This window comes from Streptomyces sp. NPDC020597 (assembly GCF_044335095.1).
In the GTDB taxonomy this organism is placed as follows: domain Bacteria; phylum Actinomycetota; class Actinomycetes; order Streptomycetales; family Streptomycetaceae; genus Streptomyces.
The window spans coordinates 176,902-193,594 of sequence record NZ_JBIRUL010000012.1 but is presented as its reverse complement, the minus strand read 5'-3'; the positions used below and the strand labels follow the sequence as shown (position 1 = coordinate 193,594).

Here is a 16,693-nt window from a genome sequence, read left to right as displayed (position 1 = left end):
CACCGCATCTCACAAGGCCGGTTGCATCGCGTACCGGGCTCTCAGTTCCTCAGCCACCTTCTGCGACGCCGGTTTCCGGCCGGGCCTGCGGGGCGGATCGACGGGCGTCCGCTCGGTAGGACTGGAGGCGGCGTCCCCGCGATCCGGACCGTCGTCGGAGGGTACGACCGCGGAGCCGGTGTGGGTCACGTCCCCCCCTGCCGCACCGGAGGGCTCGGGTTCCGCCCCGTCCTCGGCCGCGTCGGGGCGGGCAGGGCGGTCCAGCGGGCTGTCGACGCCGTCCTCGTCCACGACCTGGGTGTGCACGTCGGGCGCATCGCCGTACTGGACCGCGATGCGCTCCCACACCGATGGTGAGGGACCGGTGCGACCGTCCCCTCCGCCGAAGGGAGCCGCTACGTCGATCAGTGCGTAACGTGCCTCGACAGGGGTGAACCCCGCGTCCTTCATCAGCGCGACACACAGGTCCGTGACCTCCGCGAGCACGGGCCGGTCCTCCGGAGCGTGGGCGAGCATCGCCATGACCAACGGGACGAGCGCCTTGGGCAGCCCTGCGAGGTCCGGCGGCTGGGTCTCGTCGGTGACCTGAGCGACGATCGCCGGCCAGCCGCCTCCGTCGTACGGGTAGTGGCCGGTCGCCGCGTACAGCAGAACCGTGCCCAGACCGTAGACGTCAGCCGGTTCCTTCACCCGGGAGCGACCGAATGCCTGCTCCGGCGGCATGCAGCGGACCGTGCCGATGATCATGCCGTCGTGCGTGAGGGTGTCCTTGCCCGCGTCCAGGAACGCACCCAGCCCGAAGTCGATCAGGATCGGGCCGTACTCGCCGAGCATCACGTTCTGCGGCTTGAGGTCGCGGTGCAGCAGATCGACGGCGTGCACCGCCGCCAGTCCCTCCGCGAGCAGCGCGCCGAGGCTGGCGACCAGCGGCACCGGGAGGGTTCCTGCCCTCTCCACCTGCTCGTGGACGGTCAGCCCGGGCACGTACTCGACGGCCATCCACGGCTCGTCGGCGTAAGGATCGGCGTCGAGGAACCGGGCCACGCGGTTGGTTCCGATGACCGTCCGGGCGATCAGCGCCTCCCTCTCGAACCGCGCCCGGGTCGCCTGATCGAGTCTGTCGTTCCTGATCACCTTCACCGCGACCGGGTCGCCACCGGGTGAGTAGGCCAGATAGACCTGTCCCATGCCCCCCGCGCCCAGCTCGCGCTCCACCGTGTACCGGCCGATCTGCGCGGGCACCTCAGTCATCTCTGCCGCGTCACCCTCTCGTGCCCACCTGTCCCGGCACGTCACACTTTCACCGAAGGTTCACCCTATCGCTGTGGCCGGAGTGCCGTCATCGGGTTCGCGGCCTCTGACATCGGCGAACGCGGAGCCGACCAGGAACGGCGCCCGCTTTCGGACCACTGCTCACCGTACGCAGTCCCGAAGCTGCCGGGCGAACGAGGTCAGGTCCCTCATGTCCTCCCGCGGCAGCGGATCGTCGTCGAAGTGAGCGATCCTGTTCCTGATGGCCTGCACGCGCTGGAGATGGTGGACGAACTGGCCGCGGTCCAGTGCCGGGCGGCCCAGCGCGACCCAGTTGGCGTCGGCACGCTGAGCCAGTGCGGTCCTTCTCTGGGTGCCGTCCAGGAGCATGACGTAGTCGCCGAACATCAGGTCCTCCACCTTGCCGGTGCGCTGCTCCGGCCTACGGTTGGTCGCCTGCACGGCGATGACCGCTTCCGCGTCCAGACGGGCGCCCAGCCAGCGGCGGAGCAGCGACTCGATCTCACCGAGAAGGAAGAACGGCCGGGCGGTGTTCTGGAAGCGGCGGACGATCTCCTGGTACGTGACGATGCCGGATATTCGGCCGTCCTGTCCCCGTACCAGCACGTAACCGTGATCCACGAGCATGGGCAGGCAGCTGAACAGGTCCTCCCTGCTGTCGAACACCGGCAGGGACTCCCGCTGCATGGCGTTCTCCAGAGTCGTCGCCCAGCCGTTCTCGTACATGAGGGCGATCGACTTCCAGGTGACCACTCCGTGGAGCTCGGTCATGTTGCTGACCACGGGGATCTGGTTGTAGCCCTCGTAGCGCATGAGATAGGTGGCCTGGCTCAGCTCGGCACCAGGGGGGACGCACTTGAGGCCGACCACGGCCGAGGGCAGCTCCCCCAGCAGCAGGCGCTGCGGCAGCGCTCCCGGCGGCAGCGGATCGGCCGGCACGGCGGGATCTTCCTCGGGTGCCACAGTCGTGGTGGCCGCGACCGGCACGAGCCGCACCCGGGCGAGGGTCGGACAGGTGGAGAAGTCGGGAAGCGTCGTCAGTCCGGCAGCTGCCAGTGACTCGTTCATCTCCCGGATGATGCCGGTCTGCCGCACCCGCACTTCGTACAGGGCCAGCAGCTCGGACAGCGCGAGTTCCGCCCCCTTGAGGGCGATCAGCTCTGCCGTCGTCGGCTTCTTCATCAGCGCTCCCCCTCTTCGTCAGCAGTGCCGCGAACGACCGTGGTGCGTTTGCCCATGGCCTGGAAGACCAGGTCCTCCAGCGCAGAGGCGCGCGCCTCGAAGAACGCGACGTAGTCGTTGGCCCGCAGCGCCTTGGCATCGATGAGATGGGTCGAGATCACGTCGTCGAACCACTCGGAGCGCATGTCGGCCGCCGCCGCGAGGGGCTCCAGGTACGCAGCCGGGGCACCGCTGAGGGCCTGGGCCGCCCGGAGCGACAACGGCGTTTTGTTGATGATGGAGCCGGCCGGGCAGCGCTCGTCGAGATTCCGGCGCACCCAGTTCTTCGGGAAGATCTGGTGCACGTCGACGCCGTACTCCACCAGCCGGCCCGGGGCCATCGGGCTCTCTGTGTAGTGCCAGTCCACAGCGCCCTGGCGGATCAGGAGCGCGATGATGCCCTTGTATGCGGCGCTGTTGCGGGTCTTGAGGGTGAACAGGCGCTGGGGGTCGAAGAGGGAGTCGGTGATCGTGTCGGGGGCTTCGCCGTCGTCGCGGATCCACGCGATCAGTTGCTCCACGTCACGGGTGAAACGGGTCTCGGTCGAGCCGCCGTACATCTCACCAAGGACTCCACACCAGTACCACTGTGTGACCTTCTGAGTTGCCTCCGGGGTATCCAGATCCGCACCGAGGATCGCCCGGACCGCTGCCAGTGGCACCACCTGCGTCCGGTACGGCAGGTCCGCGACCTGGACGATGCACTGTGTGAAGAGAAACTCCCCGACCCATGCGAAAGCGTCTCGAAGACGGGGGGCGAGCTCCTGGAAGTCCTCCAGTGGGAGCTCCAGTAGATCGCGCCGCTTGCAGGAGACCCCCACCGTGGAATCGAGCAGCTTGCGGTTCCACGTCCGCACCAGGGCCACTGCCTGAAGAAAGTCGCTGTTGGTCAGACCGTCGTCGAGGTCCACCTCCAGGCGGCCGAGCACGGGGTACCGCTCCGCCACATGCTCCTTGATCGAACGCCATACGGAGGGCAGGTCGTAGTAGTCGCCCGTACGACTCGTGTACTCACGATCCCCGGCATAGGTGGCGGTCAGCAATTCGAAGACGTTGAGCGGGACGCCTCCGGTGTTGACCCGTTCGAAGACAGCGCAGACGGCGTCCATGGACGTCGACGAGGACAGATTGATCATCGGCACCTGGAAGGACCTGACGGGGTGCAGCACCTGGTCCTCGAACTTGATCCACAGATCGAAGTTCTGCGCCTCGTCCGCCCTCTCGTACTCGCGACGCCATGCATTGACCCTCTGGGTGTCGAAGACGATCCGCAGGGGAAACAGCCCCGCAGCGCATTCACCCGCGGTGTCGCTGAGGTCGTGCACGACCTTGCGCCCGAAGTCCCTGCGCAGGATGCGGTCCTCCGGCACGGAGACGATCGCCTCGTCACGGTCGGACGGTGAACCGGTCGCCTTCGCTATGTCGACGTAGTACCAGCGGCGGACCGACTTCCCCCGTGTATCCACGGTTCGGACGGGCGCATCGGCCACGTACAGAGCTTGGAATAGCGACGTCAGACGCTGCTGGCCGTCCAGCAGCAGCAGACTGGGATCCCTCTCGGCGACCGACTCCGCACCCGTGAGCGGCCTGGTGCGGAAGCGGGAGGCGCCACCGGTCTCCAGCGTCATCGTGACACCCAGGGGGTAGTCGAGCGTCACGGTCGCGATGATGGCCCTGATCCGGTCGTCGTCCCACTTCCAATCCCTCTGGAAGTCGGGGAGTTGAAGCCTTCCCGAGGCGACGTCACCCAGAAGCGTCTTGAGATTTGCGCTGTCCAGCCCTGCCACGTGCCCCGTTCCCCACCCTCGCGTCTTCGCTGACAAGGCATTGCATCAAGGGAAACTTGCGCCGTCAACGACTACTTGACGTTACGTCATATAAGTAGAGACGGACTGTAGCCGCCGTCGTGGGGGTCCAGCACCCGGATGCGTCGAGACGGCAGCTTCGTCTGCGCGGAATGCAGCTTGCCTCCCGCACCGGGATCGAGGTGACCGATACTCACCCCGCTGTGCCGGAGTTGCAAGGCTTCCGGCCCGGACGGGACCGGAGGCGATCGCCTCGGCCCCGACAAGGCGGTCTGGGCCGAGTGCGCGGCGGGCAGATCCCGAACCTGACCGCCCTTGATCGTGGATGTTCCGTCCGGGCTCACGGCACCCGGTACAGGGATGAACGTGCCGGCCGAGCTCGCTGACCGCGGACGTATACAGGAGCCGTCCGTCACCGATCTGGACCGTCCCGGGCGGGCGGTGCTCGCCGGCGGGTTCCTCGGCCGCGGCGAGCGGAACGTGATCTGGTCAGTGTCGGGTGACGAGCTCACCCCTGCGCTGCGGATGACCATTCACCAGCCGCTGTCCGACAGGCACGACCTTCGCGATCAGCTGGCGCCGCCGCTCCAGGAAGGTGAAATAGTCGAGCTGTTCCCAGCCGACCGGGAGCGCGTGCCACCGTACCTGCCGCTCGAGCACCCGCGGGTCCATACCGTCCGTGATTCTCGGCCAGTAGTCATGTGGTGCGTCGGTGTTCGACGGCCCGTCTGCCGGCCACGTCACGTAGGCCATGTTGGCGATGGCGTTGACTTGGCGCCGGTCGGTGATACCCAGCGCGGCGAGCGCCTTGCGGTGGAACAGGTTGTCGCGGTCGACAGACTTGGCGGGTTGGACTGAGGGGTCCAACAGCAGATCACGGATTCGTTGGTCACCGAAGAGCATCGCGGCATCGAGGATGTTGAGCGCCGCCTGGTAGGCGAACAGCACCGGTGAACGCGACGAGGATGTGTCCAACCGGTTCGGCAAGGAGATGTCCCAGTAGTCGCCGGTGAAGTTCGCTGCGATGATCCGGTCGAGTTCCGCGGTGAAGGCTCGGCCTTCACCTGGCGGCAGACTGCCGATCCGTCCCAGGTCGAACTCCATCTGCGAATCCGGCGAGTTGGAGTACCGACCGGTTGCGCCATGAAGAACCACCGTCCGATCACGGGACGGAGTTCATCGACCGGTGACCTTGCCGCTTTCGAGGTCCTTTCCTCGTAGGACGCTATAGACGTGCTGCAGCCGGGCGCGCCGGAAGGCGACGGCTACGCGCAGCAGTTGGTCCGGGCTGGGGTCCAGAAAAGCGTTCCGAGGGCTCGGACCGGAGAGTCCTGCGACCACCGCGCCGCGACTGAAGTCTTCGAGCTGGCGGCGGCCCTTCTCCCAATGCACTGACATCAGGGTGAGGATGAAGTCGGACTGGTTGAGCTTCACGCCTTCGAAGTTGATGCGCACGAAGATGTCGGCGACCTGCTCCTCGTTGGCCGAAGTACCCAGCTCCACAACCTGGACACGGAACTCGTGCAGGTCCCGGACCCTGTCTACGCGTTTGCAAGACAGCGGGACCCAACCAGGCCGTGTTCGGGGGCCATGGTGTGAGCTCTGGTCGAAGGACATCGTCGTGCCGCCGCACGCTTTCGTCGAAAGGCCTTCGCATGGCACGTTTCGCGCGAACCACGGTACCGAGACGACGAACGCAGCACCAAGCGCCCCTCGATGGACATCGGTCAAACGATCACGCGCGATGCGGACGCTCACGCTTCATGCTGCTCGCCCCCCGGTCGTGGAGGGCCGGCTGCAGGACCTGTGCCGACCCGACGTCGAGCGCCGGCTGCCCCCGCACGCCAGATCCCAAGAGAACGGGATCAGTCTGCCGACGGAATGTATGGAGCCCAGATCACCCTTTCGTCCTCCACCGCACGACGTCGAAGGTCAGGAGACGGGGAACCAGGTCGAGAGGCGCTTGGCGATGGCCGGTACATCGATGTTGTCCTGTGCGACTTCCTCCACGAACGGGCCGGCGACGGAGACGGACGGCGGGACGGTACTGGCGCTGACGCCGTTGAACCGCAGGAAGACACGCATGGCGAGCCAGGCGGTGCGCTTGTTGCCGTCGATCAGCGCGTGATTGCGGGCGACGGAGTGCAGCAGTGCCGCAGCCTTCTCGTGCAGCGTGGGATACAACTCGGCTCCGAACACGTTCGTCCGGGGTCGCTCGATCGCCGACACCAGAAGACCCATGTCACGCACGCTGTGCTCGGTACCGTTGACCGTCCGGGCGATGGCCAGGATCTCGTCGAGCTGGATGTAGCGAACGTCCGTCACTTCAGGTAGTCCAGGATCTCCGCATCGCTGTCCATGAGCTCGGCCAGAACGTCATCCACCTTCAGCTCCGCCCGGTTCTGGGCGTCGCGGATGGCCTCGATGGCAAGCTCCTGCTTGCTACGGCCCTCCCGACGAGCACGCTCGGTGAGCTTCGCGTCCAGGTCGTCGGGGAGTCGGAGTGTCATCGCCATACAGAGATGATACCTGACCGGTATCAAGTGGCGCGGGCGAGCCGCGTCCTCGGCTCCGCGGAGCGTGGGCCAGGCGGCCGTGCGCATCGCTACCGCGGAGGTCCAGTAGAGACTTCCCATTCGAGCGTCATCCGAGCGTCAAAAACCGCAGGTCAAACCCCCTTTGTGACGGGCTCCAAAATCGCCACGCACTCCACATGATGTGTCATCGGGAAGATGTGCAGTCTGACCCACCCCAGAAAACGTGCAGGTCAGAGGCGGTTTTCCCGCCCCATCCAGGTCCCGTGGATGGCTCCGTGCGTCATACATGCGACGTCGATGCCGCGGGTCCGCAGGGCGACAAGAATGTCCTCGACCCCGCGCTAGACGCAGCCTTCGTCGCGGATTCCCTCGGAGATGGACGCCTTACAGATGGAGAGATCCACGGCCACCGGACTCCTCCCGAGTTCAAGTGCCCGGGGCGGGCTGTGCAGGACTGCGGCGACTCACCGATTCGGTCTGGCACCAGATCTTCGCCTCCGACAGCGCGCAATCGCCGGCCACGCCGTCTCCGGCGCAGCCGACGCCCCCTCCGGAAACCGGGACAGCTCACACATCGCGACCAGCACCACCTCGCGGGCCGCCATAATGGGTTCATGCCCTCTAGTCCGCATCCCCCCGCGCCAGCACCGAGCGACCTGTCGGGCGCAGTCGCCGAGGATCTCGCGCTGTACCGGGAGAAGTTCCGGCGGCGTCTGCCGGAGTCGCTGGACGAGTTGCGCGGCCCGGCCCAGGGGGTCGTGAAGCTGCCGCTGCACCTGGCCTGGTCCGGGATGACCTCGTACGACCTGGGCAAGCCGCGCCAGCGCATGGGCCTGTACCGCACTGTCCTGCACGAGGGCCTGCGCGACGACCTGCCCCACTACCTCAACGAGGACCTGCTCCTCCGGCTGTGGCCGGTATTGCGCACCCTCGTCGGCCGCACGGTGCGCACCGTATGGGAAGACGCCTTCCCGCAGCTCGCCTCCCGCACCCGGGCAGCCGCGTGACGGACATGCCGGAGCTGCACACGCGGCTCCTGGCTGATGTGATCGCCCTCGGCTCCCCGTATCCACTGGTCCTCACCGGCGGATACGCCCTACGAGCGCACCGCCTCGTGAACCGCCCGAGCCAGGACCTCGATGTCGCCACCGAGAACCCGGCACCCATGGCCGACATCGCCGCCACGCTCCGCGCCGGCCTGGAAGCCCGCGGCTGGAAGGTGCACGCCCTGGAGACCGCCCCGCTGTCCGCCCGCTTCACCGTGACCGACCCGGGCACCGGGCAGGACTGCGAAGTCGACATCCTCAAGGAGATCTTCTGGCGGCCGGTCACCCAGAGCCCGTACGGGCCCGTCCTCGCGGAGGAAGACGTGATCGGCACGAAGGTCCGCGCCCTTGCCGACCGCGGAGCGCCCCGCGACCTGATCGACGTCTTCGCAGCCTCCCACCGCTGGAGCAACGCTGAGCTTGAGGAGTTCGGCCGCCGCCACGCCCGTGGCCGCTTCGAGCGCGAAGACCTGCAGGCGAACCTCACCGGCGCCGAGTGGACCGACGACGAAGCCTTCACCGCTTACGGCCTGGACGATGCCACCATCACCGCTCTTCGAACCTGGGCCGTGGAGTGGGCCGACGACCTCGCAGCCCGGCTCCTCGAAGAGTCCGACGATCCCGACATCGACTGATCACGCGCGAGCCCTCACACGGCCCCCAGCCACCCGGAGAGGCTGCGAACCCCGGCAGCATCCCGCCTCTGCTGTCGATCGTGACACTCCTCCTCGCACTGAGCCGACCCGGAGTCCGAGGCTCCCACGCAACTGAAGGCCCTTCAGAACGTGCGTCATTCATGCGTCAGGAGTCACCGAGACATATCGGCCCCGGCGCGCAACCCGGCCCCGACGCCCCGGAATCCGCAGCTCAGGCAGTGTTCTCCACCTGCACCTGTTGTAACCACGGCAAACAGGTGGAACAGCCGACCGCTCCCAGAAACCGCAGGTCAGACACCATCCCGGAGAGGTTCCAAAATCGCCACGCACTCCACATGATGCGTCATCGGAAAGATGTCGGCCTGAGCGAGCCACAGAAAGGGCCAGGTCAGAGGCGCTTTCTCGGCTCGCTGTGCAGCTTGAAGGCGCCCGGAGCGTCAAACGAGCGTCACAGCCCTATGTGGGTTCGGCACCGGCAATCTGACGCCGCATGGATACCCGTAGTACGCAGCACCTCCCCCGGTACGAAGCCCTACGCCGGTGACCGCTGCCTCGTAAGGGGTGGCGGTCTTGGCGTATCTGGTGGCGATTCCGCGGAAGTTCTTGTGTTGGTTGAAGCAGCGCTCGACGACGTTGCGCCGGCGGTAGATCTGCCAGCCGAATGCCGGCGGACGGCCCTCGACCCCGGTTGTGGCGGTGTCGCTACTGTCGGTCTTCTCCGGAATGGTGTGCGCGATGCCGCGTCTACACAGGTAGACGCGATGCTCGGTGAACAGGGACCCCAGGGCGGTCGTGGCCGTCCGTTCCGCTCTGCGCCGTGTCGAGGCCGCCGCGCCTCATTGCGCAGCCGAGTGCCGACCATCTGCTGTTGGAGGCCCGACTCATGGCCGCACTAGCGGGCGGTCCCTGATTCAGGTGCTGTGGGGACACCGGCGGTGCCGCAAAGAAGCAGAGCGGATCCCAGGATCCAGGCAGATAGCGCGCGACAGCCTCTCTGCTACTGCGCTGATGACGCGCAGGTATCCAGCATCTTGGTGAGCATGGATTTCTCGTCCTGGGTGACGGTCAGTTTGTAGGTGGCTTTGACGATGGTCCAGGAGCGCCCATAGGTGCACCAGGCAGCGTCGAAGCTTCCGGGGCTGCCAAACGCTGAAGAGGCCCGGACCGCGCTGGAGGGATTGAAAGTGGGGACCTGGGACGGCGTGACCGCGTGGGCTCCCCTCGTGGACAAGCACTGGGTGTCGGCCACCAAGAAGTTCACCTGGACCACGCCGACGACCGGCACGGTCCAGGACTTCGACCGGGGAACGTTCCTCAGCTTCAAGGCGAGTGCGCGGAGCGTCCCTCGAAGTGGTCCAGCCCGAGGCCGTGTTTGAGTTCGCGGTAGTCGTGTTCGATGCGCCAGCGGATCTTGGCCAGGCGGACCAGTTCGGCGATCGGTGTGTCGGCGGGAAGGTTGGACAGCCAGTAGTCGGTGGGTGCTTCGGCGGGCCAGCCGATCATGCGCGATGCTCTCCGGGGGCCCTGGAGGCGGCCATCCAGTTGGCCAGGTAGAGGTCGATCTCGGTCATCAGCCGGCGTTTGGCCAAGGGGTCCATGAACGACGTCTCCACCGAGGTCTTGGCCAGATCGGCCACCTGAGGCTCGCTCAGGCCGAGAAGACGGGCTACGACCGCGTACTCACGGTTGAGGTCCGTGCCGAACATGAGCGGATCATCGGTGTTGACCGTGACGGGCACCCCGGCCCTCACCAGCTGACGGATGGGGTGCTGTTCCGCGTCCGCGACGACCCGTGTGGCCACGTTGGAGGTGAGGCAGACCTCCAGCGGAATCCGATGTTCGGCCAGGTGACGGAGCAGCGCCTCGTCGGTCACCGCGGTCGTCCCGTGGCCGATGCGTTCGGCGCCCAGGACCCGCAGGGCCTCCCAGACACTCTCCGATCCGGCAGTTTCCCCCGCGTGGGGGACGCTGTGCAGTCCGGCCGCACGGGCCCGGTCGAAGTACGGCTTGAACTGGGCACGCGACACCCCGGCCTCCCTGCCCGCGAGCCCGAGGCTCACCAGCCCGTCGGCACCCACGTCCAAGGCCAGTCGGGTCGTCTCCTCCGCGGCTCCCAGCCCCGCGTCACCAGGAATGTCGAAGCACCAGCGCAGGACGACCCCCAGTTCGGCCTCGGCAGCGATCCGCGCGTCCTCGATCGCCGCCATGAATTCAGCCGCTGGAATTCCTCTGCGCACCGAACTGTAGGGAGTGACGGTCAGTTCGGCGTAGCGAACACTCTGCCGGGCCAGATCCCGGGCGATTCCGATCGTCAGGAGCCTGACGTCATCCGCCGTACGAATGAGGTCGACCACGGAGACATAGGCTTCGATGAAATGCGAGAAGTCTCGGAAGGCAAAGTAATCGGCCAGTTCCCCTGCTTCTTTCGGGACCTTGGAAGCAGGATGGCGCGAAGCAAGTTCTATGACGGTCTCTGCGGGAGCGGATCCCACGTGATGCACGTGCAGTTCGACTTTCGGCAATCCCGCGATGAATGATTCCATAGCTCGGATGGTACAACCGGCGGAGTTTCCGCAGGACGACAAGGAGCCGACAAGACACGAGTGGGAAACTGTTTTCCAAATCAGCATGCTTTGCGGACGACCACTCTTACCAGAGGTGTCAGGTGAACGACCGAATCTCAACGCGAGAGCAATGCGGCGGATCCTTGGACGCACATGTCGAGGAGTTCTTCACGAACGGCTACACCGTGGTCCCGGGCGTCTTCACCGAGGATGAGGTCGCCACGTTTTTGGCAGCCAACGAGCGCATCGTTCAGAAGGTCCGGTCCACCCCGGATCGATTCGTAGGATCTCGCTACACCGCTCGACAGGACGGACAGGTCGACACTTGGGGGGTCAACAACATCTTCATGCCAGACCTCTATGAACCCGAACTGGCCAAGATATTCGGCCACCACGGGTTCATGGAACCGGTCCACGCAATACTGGGGCCGCGGCTGCGTTTCTGGTCGGCGCATTCTCTGTGGTCGCCCCACCATGTGGACTACGAACTCAACTGGCACAAGGACAACCATGAGCACGAGCATTATGATCCGGACGGAAAACCCCGGCACGTGCAATTCAACGTGTGCCTCTCCGAGGACAATTCTTTCCACGCGATTCCAGGATCCCATCGCCGGCCCCTGACGGACCGTGAGCGTGCGGAGATCGAGACTCTCGGAACAGGTCGGATGCCGGGCGAGGTCGTCGTCGACTGCCGCCCCGGTGACGTCATCTACATGAACTACCACATGGTGCACCGCGGTTCGTGCCGGGCGGGAGTGTTCCGCCGCACCCTGCACATGAACGTTCAATCCCAGGAGGAGCCGACCGGCGGGCAGACCTCATTGACCTGGATGCGTGACCCGGAATACCTGGACGGTGTCGAACCGGCGCTGGCCGCACTGATGCGCAACGCCATCGCATGGGACGACAGCCATCCGATCGGCCGTGCCGAGGCCCGGCGGCGGATGCGGGTCCGGCAGGACGTTCGACGCCATGTCGCGGGGCCGAGCGGGCAATGAGCTTCTTCCGCGTTGCCGCTCCAGGGTGAGTTCCGTCAGGGGCCGACGGTGAGATTGCCCTGGCGGTCAGAGAATGCCGAGCTTCTCCAGCCTGGCGAACATTGCCTCGAACTGCGCGCTCGACATCCGCCTGGCGGCGACCGCCGGGGGCGTTTCCATGGTGCGGCCGAGACTGAATCGGAACTTCCCCGTCCCAGGGTCGGCGGTCAGTGCGCGCCGTTTCTCCACCGGCCCACGAATGAGCAGGGACACCGTGTCGACGGTCGTCTCCGTTCGGTGAACGGTGTCGTGGTGGAGCGTGTACCCGCCACCGGCGGACTCGAGTGTCCGGTAACGCGTGATGAGTTCCACGCCGTCGGCATCGTTCCTGGAGGGCGAGTCGAACCCACTCGGCGACTCGTAGAGGGTGTGGTGGTATTCCCCGCTCAGCAACCTGGTCGAGAAGGACCAACGGTGATTATGGGGATAGCCGGTCTCGAAGTCGTTCCAGAGGTGGAGGCGGAGCCTGAAGCCACGGTCCAGGGCATCGTGCAGCACTATCCTGCTGAGTTGCCTCGTCTGTTCGCACATGTCGCGCAGGGTGGAAGTCTCCCAGGCCCCGATCGCCAGTTTCCGCAAGGACTGCTTGTCGAGAGCCAGCTCCTTCAGGAGTTCGGCATTGCGGGTGGACGCTTCCGCCAGATCGGTCCAGCCGACACTGTATTTCTCGATTTCCGAGATCATTCACCGCTCCCTCTGCTGTCGACTTGACTGCTCGCCTGAGAGAGTAGTGCGGGGAATCTTGTCCCGATCTTGTTGGCGCACGCGTCCTCGACATGGCCGGCCCGGCGTCAACCGTCCACCAGCACTGGCTCGCTGGGCGGGCCATCGGTCAGGAGGGCCTTGAGCAGCGCGGGGAGCCCGGCCGGGCGGAGCAGGTCGGAGGTCTTCTCCAGCTCTTCCACGCTCCACCAGCGGTAGCCGGTGATCGCGGCCTTCTCCACGTCCTGGAAGGCCGAGGTGTCCACTTCGAAGGCCGGGACCCGGGCCAGGAAGTAGCGTTGCGTGACTTCATAAGTGACGCCTTCTCTGACCGTCCTCCAAGGTCGCCCCTGCCAGATCTGCGGGCCCAGGTCGACATCGACCAAGCCGGTTTCCTCCCGCAATTCTCGAAGAGCCGCCTGTTCATAGCTCTCGCCGGACTCCAGGCCACCACCGGCGGTGAACCAGCGCATGGAATCGTCCTTGTGATCGCGCGCGGAAAACAACAGCAGCCGACCGCTTTCATCCAACAGCACGACACGTGCACTCGGGCGATGCGCGACTATTTCCTCTGGCGTTGGCGTAGGCACCAAGTCAGCTTACATCGGCTGCCGTTGTCCACGACGTGCCTGTCGGCACGCCACCGCGATCACCTGCTCGGGGGGAGCTTTTCCAGTAGCAGATCGACCACACTACTGATCGTCGCGAATCTCTCGAAAGCGATGTCCTCGTCTTCGAAGACGATCCCGAAGGTGTCCTCCAGATCGATGGTGAACTGAACGCTGGCAAGTGAATCGAGCCCGTGATCGGCGAGGAGATCCGTGTCCGGAAAGTCAGCCGAGATCCTGAGCTGAGCCGCCAGATTGGCCCGTACCTGTTTGTCGACCTCTTGTCTGTCCATCATGCCTACCTCTGTCGCGAGGGACGAGTTGCGGTCATGCCGTGGGAACCGGGACGCACCCGGCACGTTCCAGGTCGCGAAGAAGACCCGCCTGCTGTGTGACCTTCGCGAAGGCCTCACCGACGGCGTCCAACTCGTCGCGCACGTCTCGGGAGAAGACCGGCAGCCGCAGTGCCGTGGCGACGTAGGTCTCGCTGTTCGGCAACTGCCCGTCGCGGTAACGGCGGTAGCTGTTCCCGGGCCCCGGGTGATAGGTGTCCAGCTTCCACTCCGGATCCTGGAACGCCGGTTCCTGATGCAGCGGTGGGGACTTGGGGCGCGAGACGGGAACCCCCTCGGCAGCCAGCGCCCTGACGAACGTACCGCTGGACAAGTCGCCCAACTCCTCCTGCCGGTACAGCGGTTGGTGACTGTAGTGGGCGATCCTCGTCATGTGCGGCCGGCGAACCGGAGGGTGCACGCCGTCGATGCGCGAGAGCAGCGCGTCCAGGTGCGCGCCGTTGGCCTCGCGTACCTTCAGCAGCTCGTCCAGTCGGGCCAGCGTCCGATCGGCGAGCACTGCGGCCACCGGGTGCATACGGAGATTGAGGCCGAGACCGGTGCTCGCGAAGCGACGGTACTCGTCACTGACGACGGCCTCCACGGAGCGGTTGAGGGAATGACCGAACAGCACGGCTCGTTCGTGGACGCGGTCGTCGTTCGTTGTCAGGATGCCGCCCGCGCCGGCCGTGACCTGCTTGCGCGACTGCATGCTGAAGGCCGCGACGTCTCCCAGGCCACCGACCCGCCGACCGTCGCACTCGGCGCCGTGGGCCTGCGAGCAGTCCTCGATCACCCGCAGTCCGTGCTTGCGGGCGACGGAGAGGATCGTCGCCATGTCGACCGGGTATCCGTTGAGATGGGTGGCGACGATGGCCTTCGTCCGCGAGGTGATGTGCGATTCCAGGAGCGTGGGGTCGATGTTGCCCGTGTCGGCTTCGGCGTCCACCAGGACGGGCACGGCGTTGCAGGCGAAGACCGGCATGACCGTCGCGTGGAACGTGTAGGTGGGGGCGAGGACTTCGTCGCCGGGTTGCAGGCCGATGGCGAAGAAGGCCGAGTGCAGGGCGGACGTACCGGAGTTCACCGCGAGCGCGTATCGCGTTCCCACGTACTCACGGAAGTGCTCCTCCAGGTCCCGCACCGTCCCTTCCCTGCCGTTGTACGAGATCTCGCCGCGCCGGACCAGTTCGGCGGCCGCCTCGACATCCGACTCGCGGAACGCCGGCCATCGTTCCTCCAGCGAGCTTTTGATCACGGGGGTGCCGCCGAGCAGCGCCAGTTTGTCGGTCACGTTCACTCCTGCTTCGCGTCATGGGGTGCGATGGTAGGGCCGCCCTGGGCTTCCAGCAGGGTGTCCAGGTCCGCCGCCGTCCGTATCCGCCTGCAGCGCACCCCCCGCTGGGCGAGTCGCTGCAGCAGTTCCCGGTTCCGGCGTCTGGACTGCCCGTGGGTGCGGGCCGCCCAGACGAGGAATCCCACCGCCTTGGGCAGCCGCTCCCGGTTGCCGTTCCAGAGGGTCTCCCTGTGGACGAGCCGGTGGACCGTACGACGGAGTACGCGCTGGAACGACACCGGGAACGGGATGTCGAGCCAGATCAGCGTGTCCGCCGCCTCGGCCAGCAAGGGGGATGCCGAACCGTACTGACCGTCCACGATCCAGCGGTCCGTCGCGGCGATGTGTGAGACCGCAGCCAGGAACTCCCTCTTGTCGGTCTTGCGCCAGCCCTCCTGCCAGAACAGGTGGTCCAGCTCATGCAGAGGGAGCGACAGCCGATCACGCAACTGGTGGGAGAGGGTTGTCTTGCCCGCACCCGGCGGGCCCGTGATCCAGATCCGCCTGCCAAGCCCGACGTCGGTCATGTGCGTGCCCTCGTCCGGGTACCGGGCTGTTCGAGGACGCGCAGCACCAGGTCGGCCGCGTCGTCCGCCGGCATGTCCTCCGTGATGTCGAACAGGGGGCCGCGCAAGCCGGCCACGGCGACCTCCGGGTTGGTCCGCAAGGCGTCGAGCCGGTCGGCATCGGCGCCGTCTGCCAGCAGCCGTGCGCCGAGCACAGTGTCGGCGAGGGACAGCGGCTGTGTCTCTCCGCCGAAGTACCGCTGTACGCAGAACATCCCCTCGATCGTCCCGGGAGAGAGATGGATCGCGTTGAGGCTGGTGCACACATTCCAGTGCCCGCTCCATCGGGGGCGTCGTTCCAGCAGTTCCCGCCTGATCGAACCGGGTTCGGCCCGGACCGGATCGGTGGCCCCGACGGCACGCGCCCGGATCTCGCGCAGGGGTTCCTCGCTGGTGCACTCCATGAGGACCACGCAGCTGCCGGGGGTGGAGAAGTGGGCGGCCTGGAAGGGATGAAAGGCGTTGAGGACAGTCCAGAGGAGACCGTCCGTCATCAGCTCGGTGGCGTAGGTTCCCGCCCCGAACTTCGTCACCGGAAGGTTCTGCGCCAGAACGTCCAGAGACCTCGCCGTGAACTCGGGGAAGCGCTCCAGGAACTGATGCCCACCCAGGAGGCGGTCGGGGGCAGCCTCAGGACGATGCCGCAGCAGTCGCTCCCCGGCTGCCGCCGACACGCGGTCCATGCCATGCCGGGAGATCGCGTTGAGCATCTCGTAGTGCGACTCCACCCAGTGGTGCCGCCGCACCCGCGTGCCCGACAGCACCCGCACGGCCCCGAACTGCGTCCCGTGTTCCTCGAGCAAGGAGAACACCCAGCCCAGCAACTCCGCGCCGTCTGCCGCCGAGGCGGCCCGGGTCAGTTCCGGCTTGAGCATCAGCAGGAACTGATGGGACCGCTCGGTCACTTGAGGAGTGCGGTACGGCCGCACCGTCTTGACGACGCTCTCCGCGGGGTGTTCGGAGCAGTGGGCGATGGCATCCAGCAATTCACCGATCATGGCCACGAGT

At 66.2% G+C, this 16,693-nt stretch carries 18 protein-coding genes and 1 pseudogene; 3 read left to right on the top strand and 16 right to left on the bottom strand.

The window, feature by feature from the left end; all coding sequences use genetic code 11:
* Positions 1-9: 9 nt before the first annotated feature.
* The 7 genes from ACH4ZA_RS22455 to ACH4ZA_RS22425 form a co-directional block, all read right to left on the bottom strand.
* Entirely contained in the window at positions 10-1,251 is a 1,242-nt protein-coding gene (locus tag ACH4ZA_RS22455) for a serine/threonine-protein kinase (protein ID WP_398431118.1), read from the bottom strand.
* Positions 1,252-1,413: 162 nt separating this feature from the next.
* Positions 1,414-2,454 carry a CBS domain-containing protein gene (locus ACH4ZA_RS22450; protein WP_398431116.1) on the bottom strand — a complete coding sequence of 347 codons (1,041 nt, stop codon included), beginning with the start codon at positions 2,452-2,454 and terminating at the stop codon, positions 1,414-1,416.
* On the bottom strand, positions 2,454-4,280 hold the full coding sequence (locus tag ACH4ZA_RS22445; RefSeq protein ID WP_398431114.1) for a DUF262 domain-containing protein: 1,827 nt from the start codon (positions 4,278-4,280) through the stop codon (positions 2,454-2,456). The genes ACH4ZA_RS22450 and ACH4ZA_RS22445 overlap by 1 nt, the downstream gene beginning before the upstream one ends.
* A gap of 507 nt (positions 4,281-4,787) precedes the next feature.
* Positions 4,788-5,402: a hypothetical protein gene (locus tag ACH4ZA_RS22440; RefSeq protein ID WP_398431113.1), complete on the bottom strand. Its 615-nt coding sequence runs from the start codon at positions 5,400-5,402 to the stop codon at positions 4,788-4,790.
* A gap of 72 nt (positions 5,403-5,474) precedes the next feature.
* Positions 5,475-6,056 carry a hypothetical protein gene (locus ACH4ZA_RS22435; RefSeq protein ID WP_398431112.1) on the bottom strand — a complete coding sequence of 194 codons (582 nt, stop codon included), beginning with the start codon at positions 6,054-6,056 and terminating at the stop codon, positions 5,475-5,477.
* A 174-nt stretch (positions 6,057-6,230) separates the two neighbouring features.
* Complete coding sequence (locus ACH4ZA_RS22430) at positions 6,231-6,623, bottom strand: type II toxin-antitoxin system death-on-curing family toxin (RefSeq protein ID WP_319168848.1); 393 nt, start codon at positions 6,621-6,623, stop codon at positions 6,231-6,233.
* Positions 6,620-6,814: a ribbon-helix-helix protein, CopG family gene (locus tag ACH4ZA_RS22425; RefSeq protein ID WP_037672007.1), complete on the bottom strand. Its 195-nt coding sequence runs from the start codon at positions 6,812-6,814 to the stop codon at positions 6,620-6,622. The genes ACH4ZA_RS22430 and ACH4ZA_RS22425 overlap by 4 nt, the downstream gene beginning before the upstream one ends.
* Before the next feature lie 635 nt (positions 6,815-7,449).
* Here ACH4ZA_RS22425 and ACH4ZA_RS22420 point away from each other — a divergent pair.
* Together ACH4ZA_RS22420 and ACH4ZA_RS22415 are read left to right on the top strand one after the other, a co-directional pair.
* Positions 7,450-7,842: a hypothetical protein gene (locus ACH4ZA_RS22420; RefSeq protein ID WP_319168846.1), complete on the top strand. Its 393-nt coding sequence runs from the start codon at positions 7,450-7,452 to the stop codon at positions 7,840-7,842.
* Between the two features lie 5 nt (positions 7,843-7,847).
* On the top strand, positions 7,848-8,516 hold the full coding sequence (locus tag ACH4ZA_RS22415) for a nucleotidyl transferase AbiEii/AbiGii toxin family protein (protein ID WP_398431110.1): 669 nt from the start codon (positions 7,848-7,850) through the stop codon (positions 8,514-8,516).
* Between the two features lie 1,018 nt (positions 8,517-9,534).
* Here ACH4ZA_RS22415 and ACH4ZA_RS22410 read toward each other — a convergent pair.
* The 3 genes and pseudogenes from ACH4ZA_RS22410 to ACH4ZA_RS22400 form a co-directional block, all read right to left on the bottom strand.
* The gene (locus tag ACH4ZA_RS22410) at positions 9,535-9,786 is read right to left on the bottom strand and encodes a hypothetical protein (RefSeq protein ID WP_398431108.1); all 252 of its coding nucleotides are present in this window, start codon (positions 9,784-9,786) and stop codon (positions 9,535-9,537) included.
* Positions 9,787-9,872: 86 nt separating this feature from the next.
* Positions 9,873-10,031 (bottom strand): annotated as a pseudogene (locus ACH4ZA_RS22405) (transposase); the annotation flags it as partial.
* 5 nt (positions 10,032-10,036) lie between these two features.
* The gene (locus ACH4ZA_RS22400; protein WP_398431107.1) at positions 10,037-11,080 is read right to left on the bottom strand and encodes an adenosine deaminase; all 1,044 of its coding nucleotides are present in this window, start codon (positions 11,078-11,080) and stop codon (positions 10,037-10,039) included.
* Positions 11,081-11,244: 164 nt separating this feature from the next.
* Here ACH4ZA_RS22400 and ACH4ZA_RS22395 point away from each other — a divergent pair, with 164 nt between their 5' ends.
* On the top strand, positions 11,245-12,102 hold the full coding sequence (locus ACH4ZA_RS22395) for a phytanoyl-CoA dioxygenase family protein (RefSeq protein WP_398431106.1): 858 nt from the start codon (positions 11,245-11,247) through the stop codon (positions 12,100-12,102).
* A 66-nt stretch (positions 12,103-12,168) separates the two neighbouring features.
* Here the strand turns inward: ACH4ZA_RS22395 and ACH4ZA_RS22390 are convergent, their stop codons facing one another.
* From ACH4ZA_RS22390 to ACH4ZA_RS22365, 6 genes are all read right to left on the bottom strand, one after another.
* The gene (locus tag ACH4ZA_RS22390) at positions 12,169-12,825 is read right to left on the bottom strand and encodes a hypothetical protein (protein WP_319168843.1); all 657 of its coding nucleotides are present in this window, start codon (positions 12,823-12,825) and stop codon (positions 12,169-12,171) included.
* A gap of 107 nt (positions 12,826-12,932) precedes the next feature.
* A complete protein-coding gene (locus ACH4ZA_RS22385; RefSeq protein WP_319168842.1) occupies positions 12,933-13,433 on the bottom strand; it encodes an NUDIX domain-containing protein in 501 nt (166 codons plus the stop codon).
* 59 nt (positions 13,434-13,492) lie between these two features.
* Positions 13,493-13,747, bottom strand: a complete 255-nt coding sequence (locus ACH4ZA_RS22380; RefSeq protein ID WP_319168841.1) for an acyl carrier protein — start codon at positions 13,745-13,747, stop codon at positions 13,493-13,495.
* A 31-nt stretch (positions 13,748-13,778) separates the two neighbouring features.
* Positions 13,779-15,077, bottom strand: coding sequence for a DegT/DnrJ/EryC1/StrS family aminotransferase (locus ACH4ZA_RS22375; protein WP_398431105.1), 1,299 nt, complete (start codon positions 15,075-15,077; stop codon positions 13,779-13,781).
* A 2-nt stretch (positions 15,078-15,079) separates the two neighbouring features.
* A complete protein-coding gene (locus tag ACH4ZA_RS22370; RefSeq protein WP_319168839.1) occupies positions 15,080-15,646 on the bottom strand; it encodes an AAA family ATPase in 567 nt (188 codons plus the stop codon).
* The gene (locus tag ACH4ZA_RS22365) at positions 15,643-16,683 is read right to left on the bottom strand and encodes a hypothetical protein (protein WP_398431104.1); all 1,041 of its coding nucleotides are present in this window, start codon (positions 16,681-16,683) and stop codon (positions 15,643-15,645) included. Before ACH4ZA_RS22365 ends, ACH4ZA_RS22370 begins: the two co-directional genes overlap by 4 nt.
* Positions 16,684-16,693: the final 10 nt, after the last annotated feature.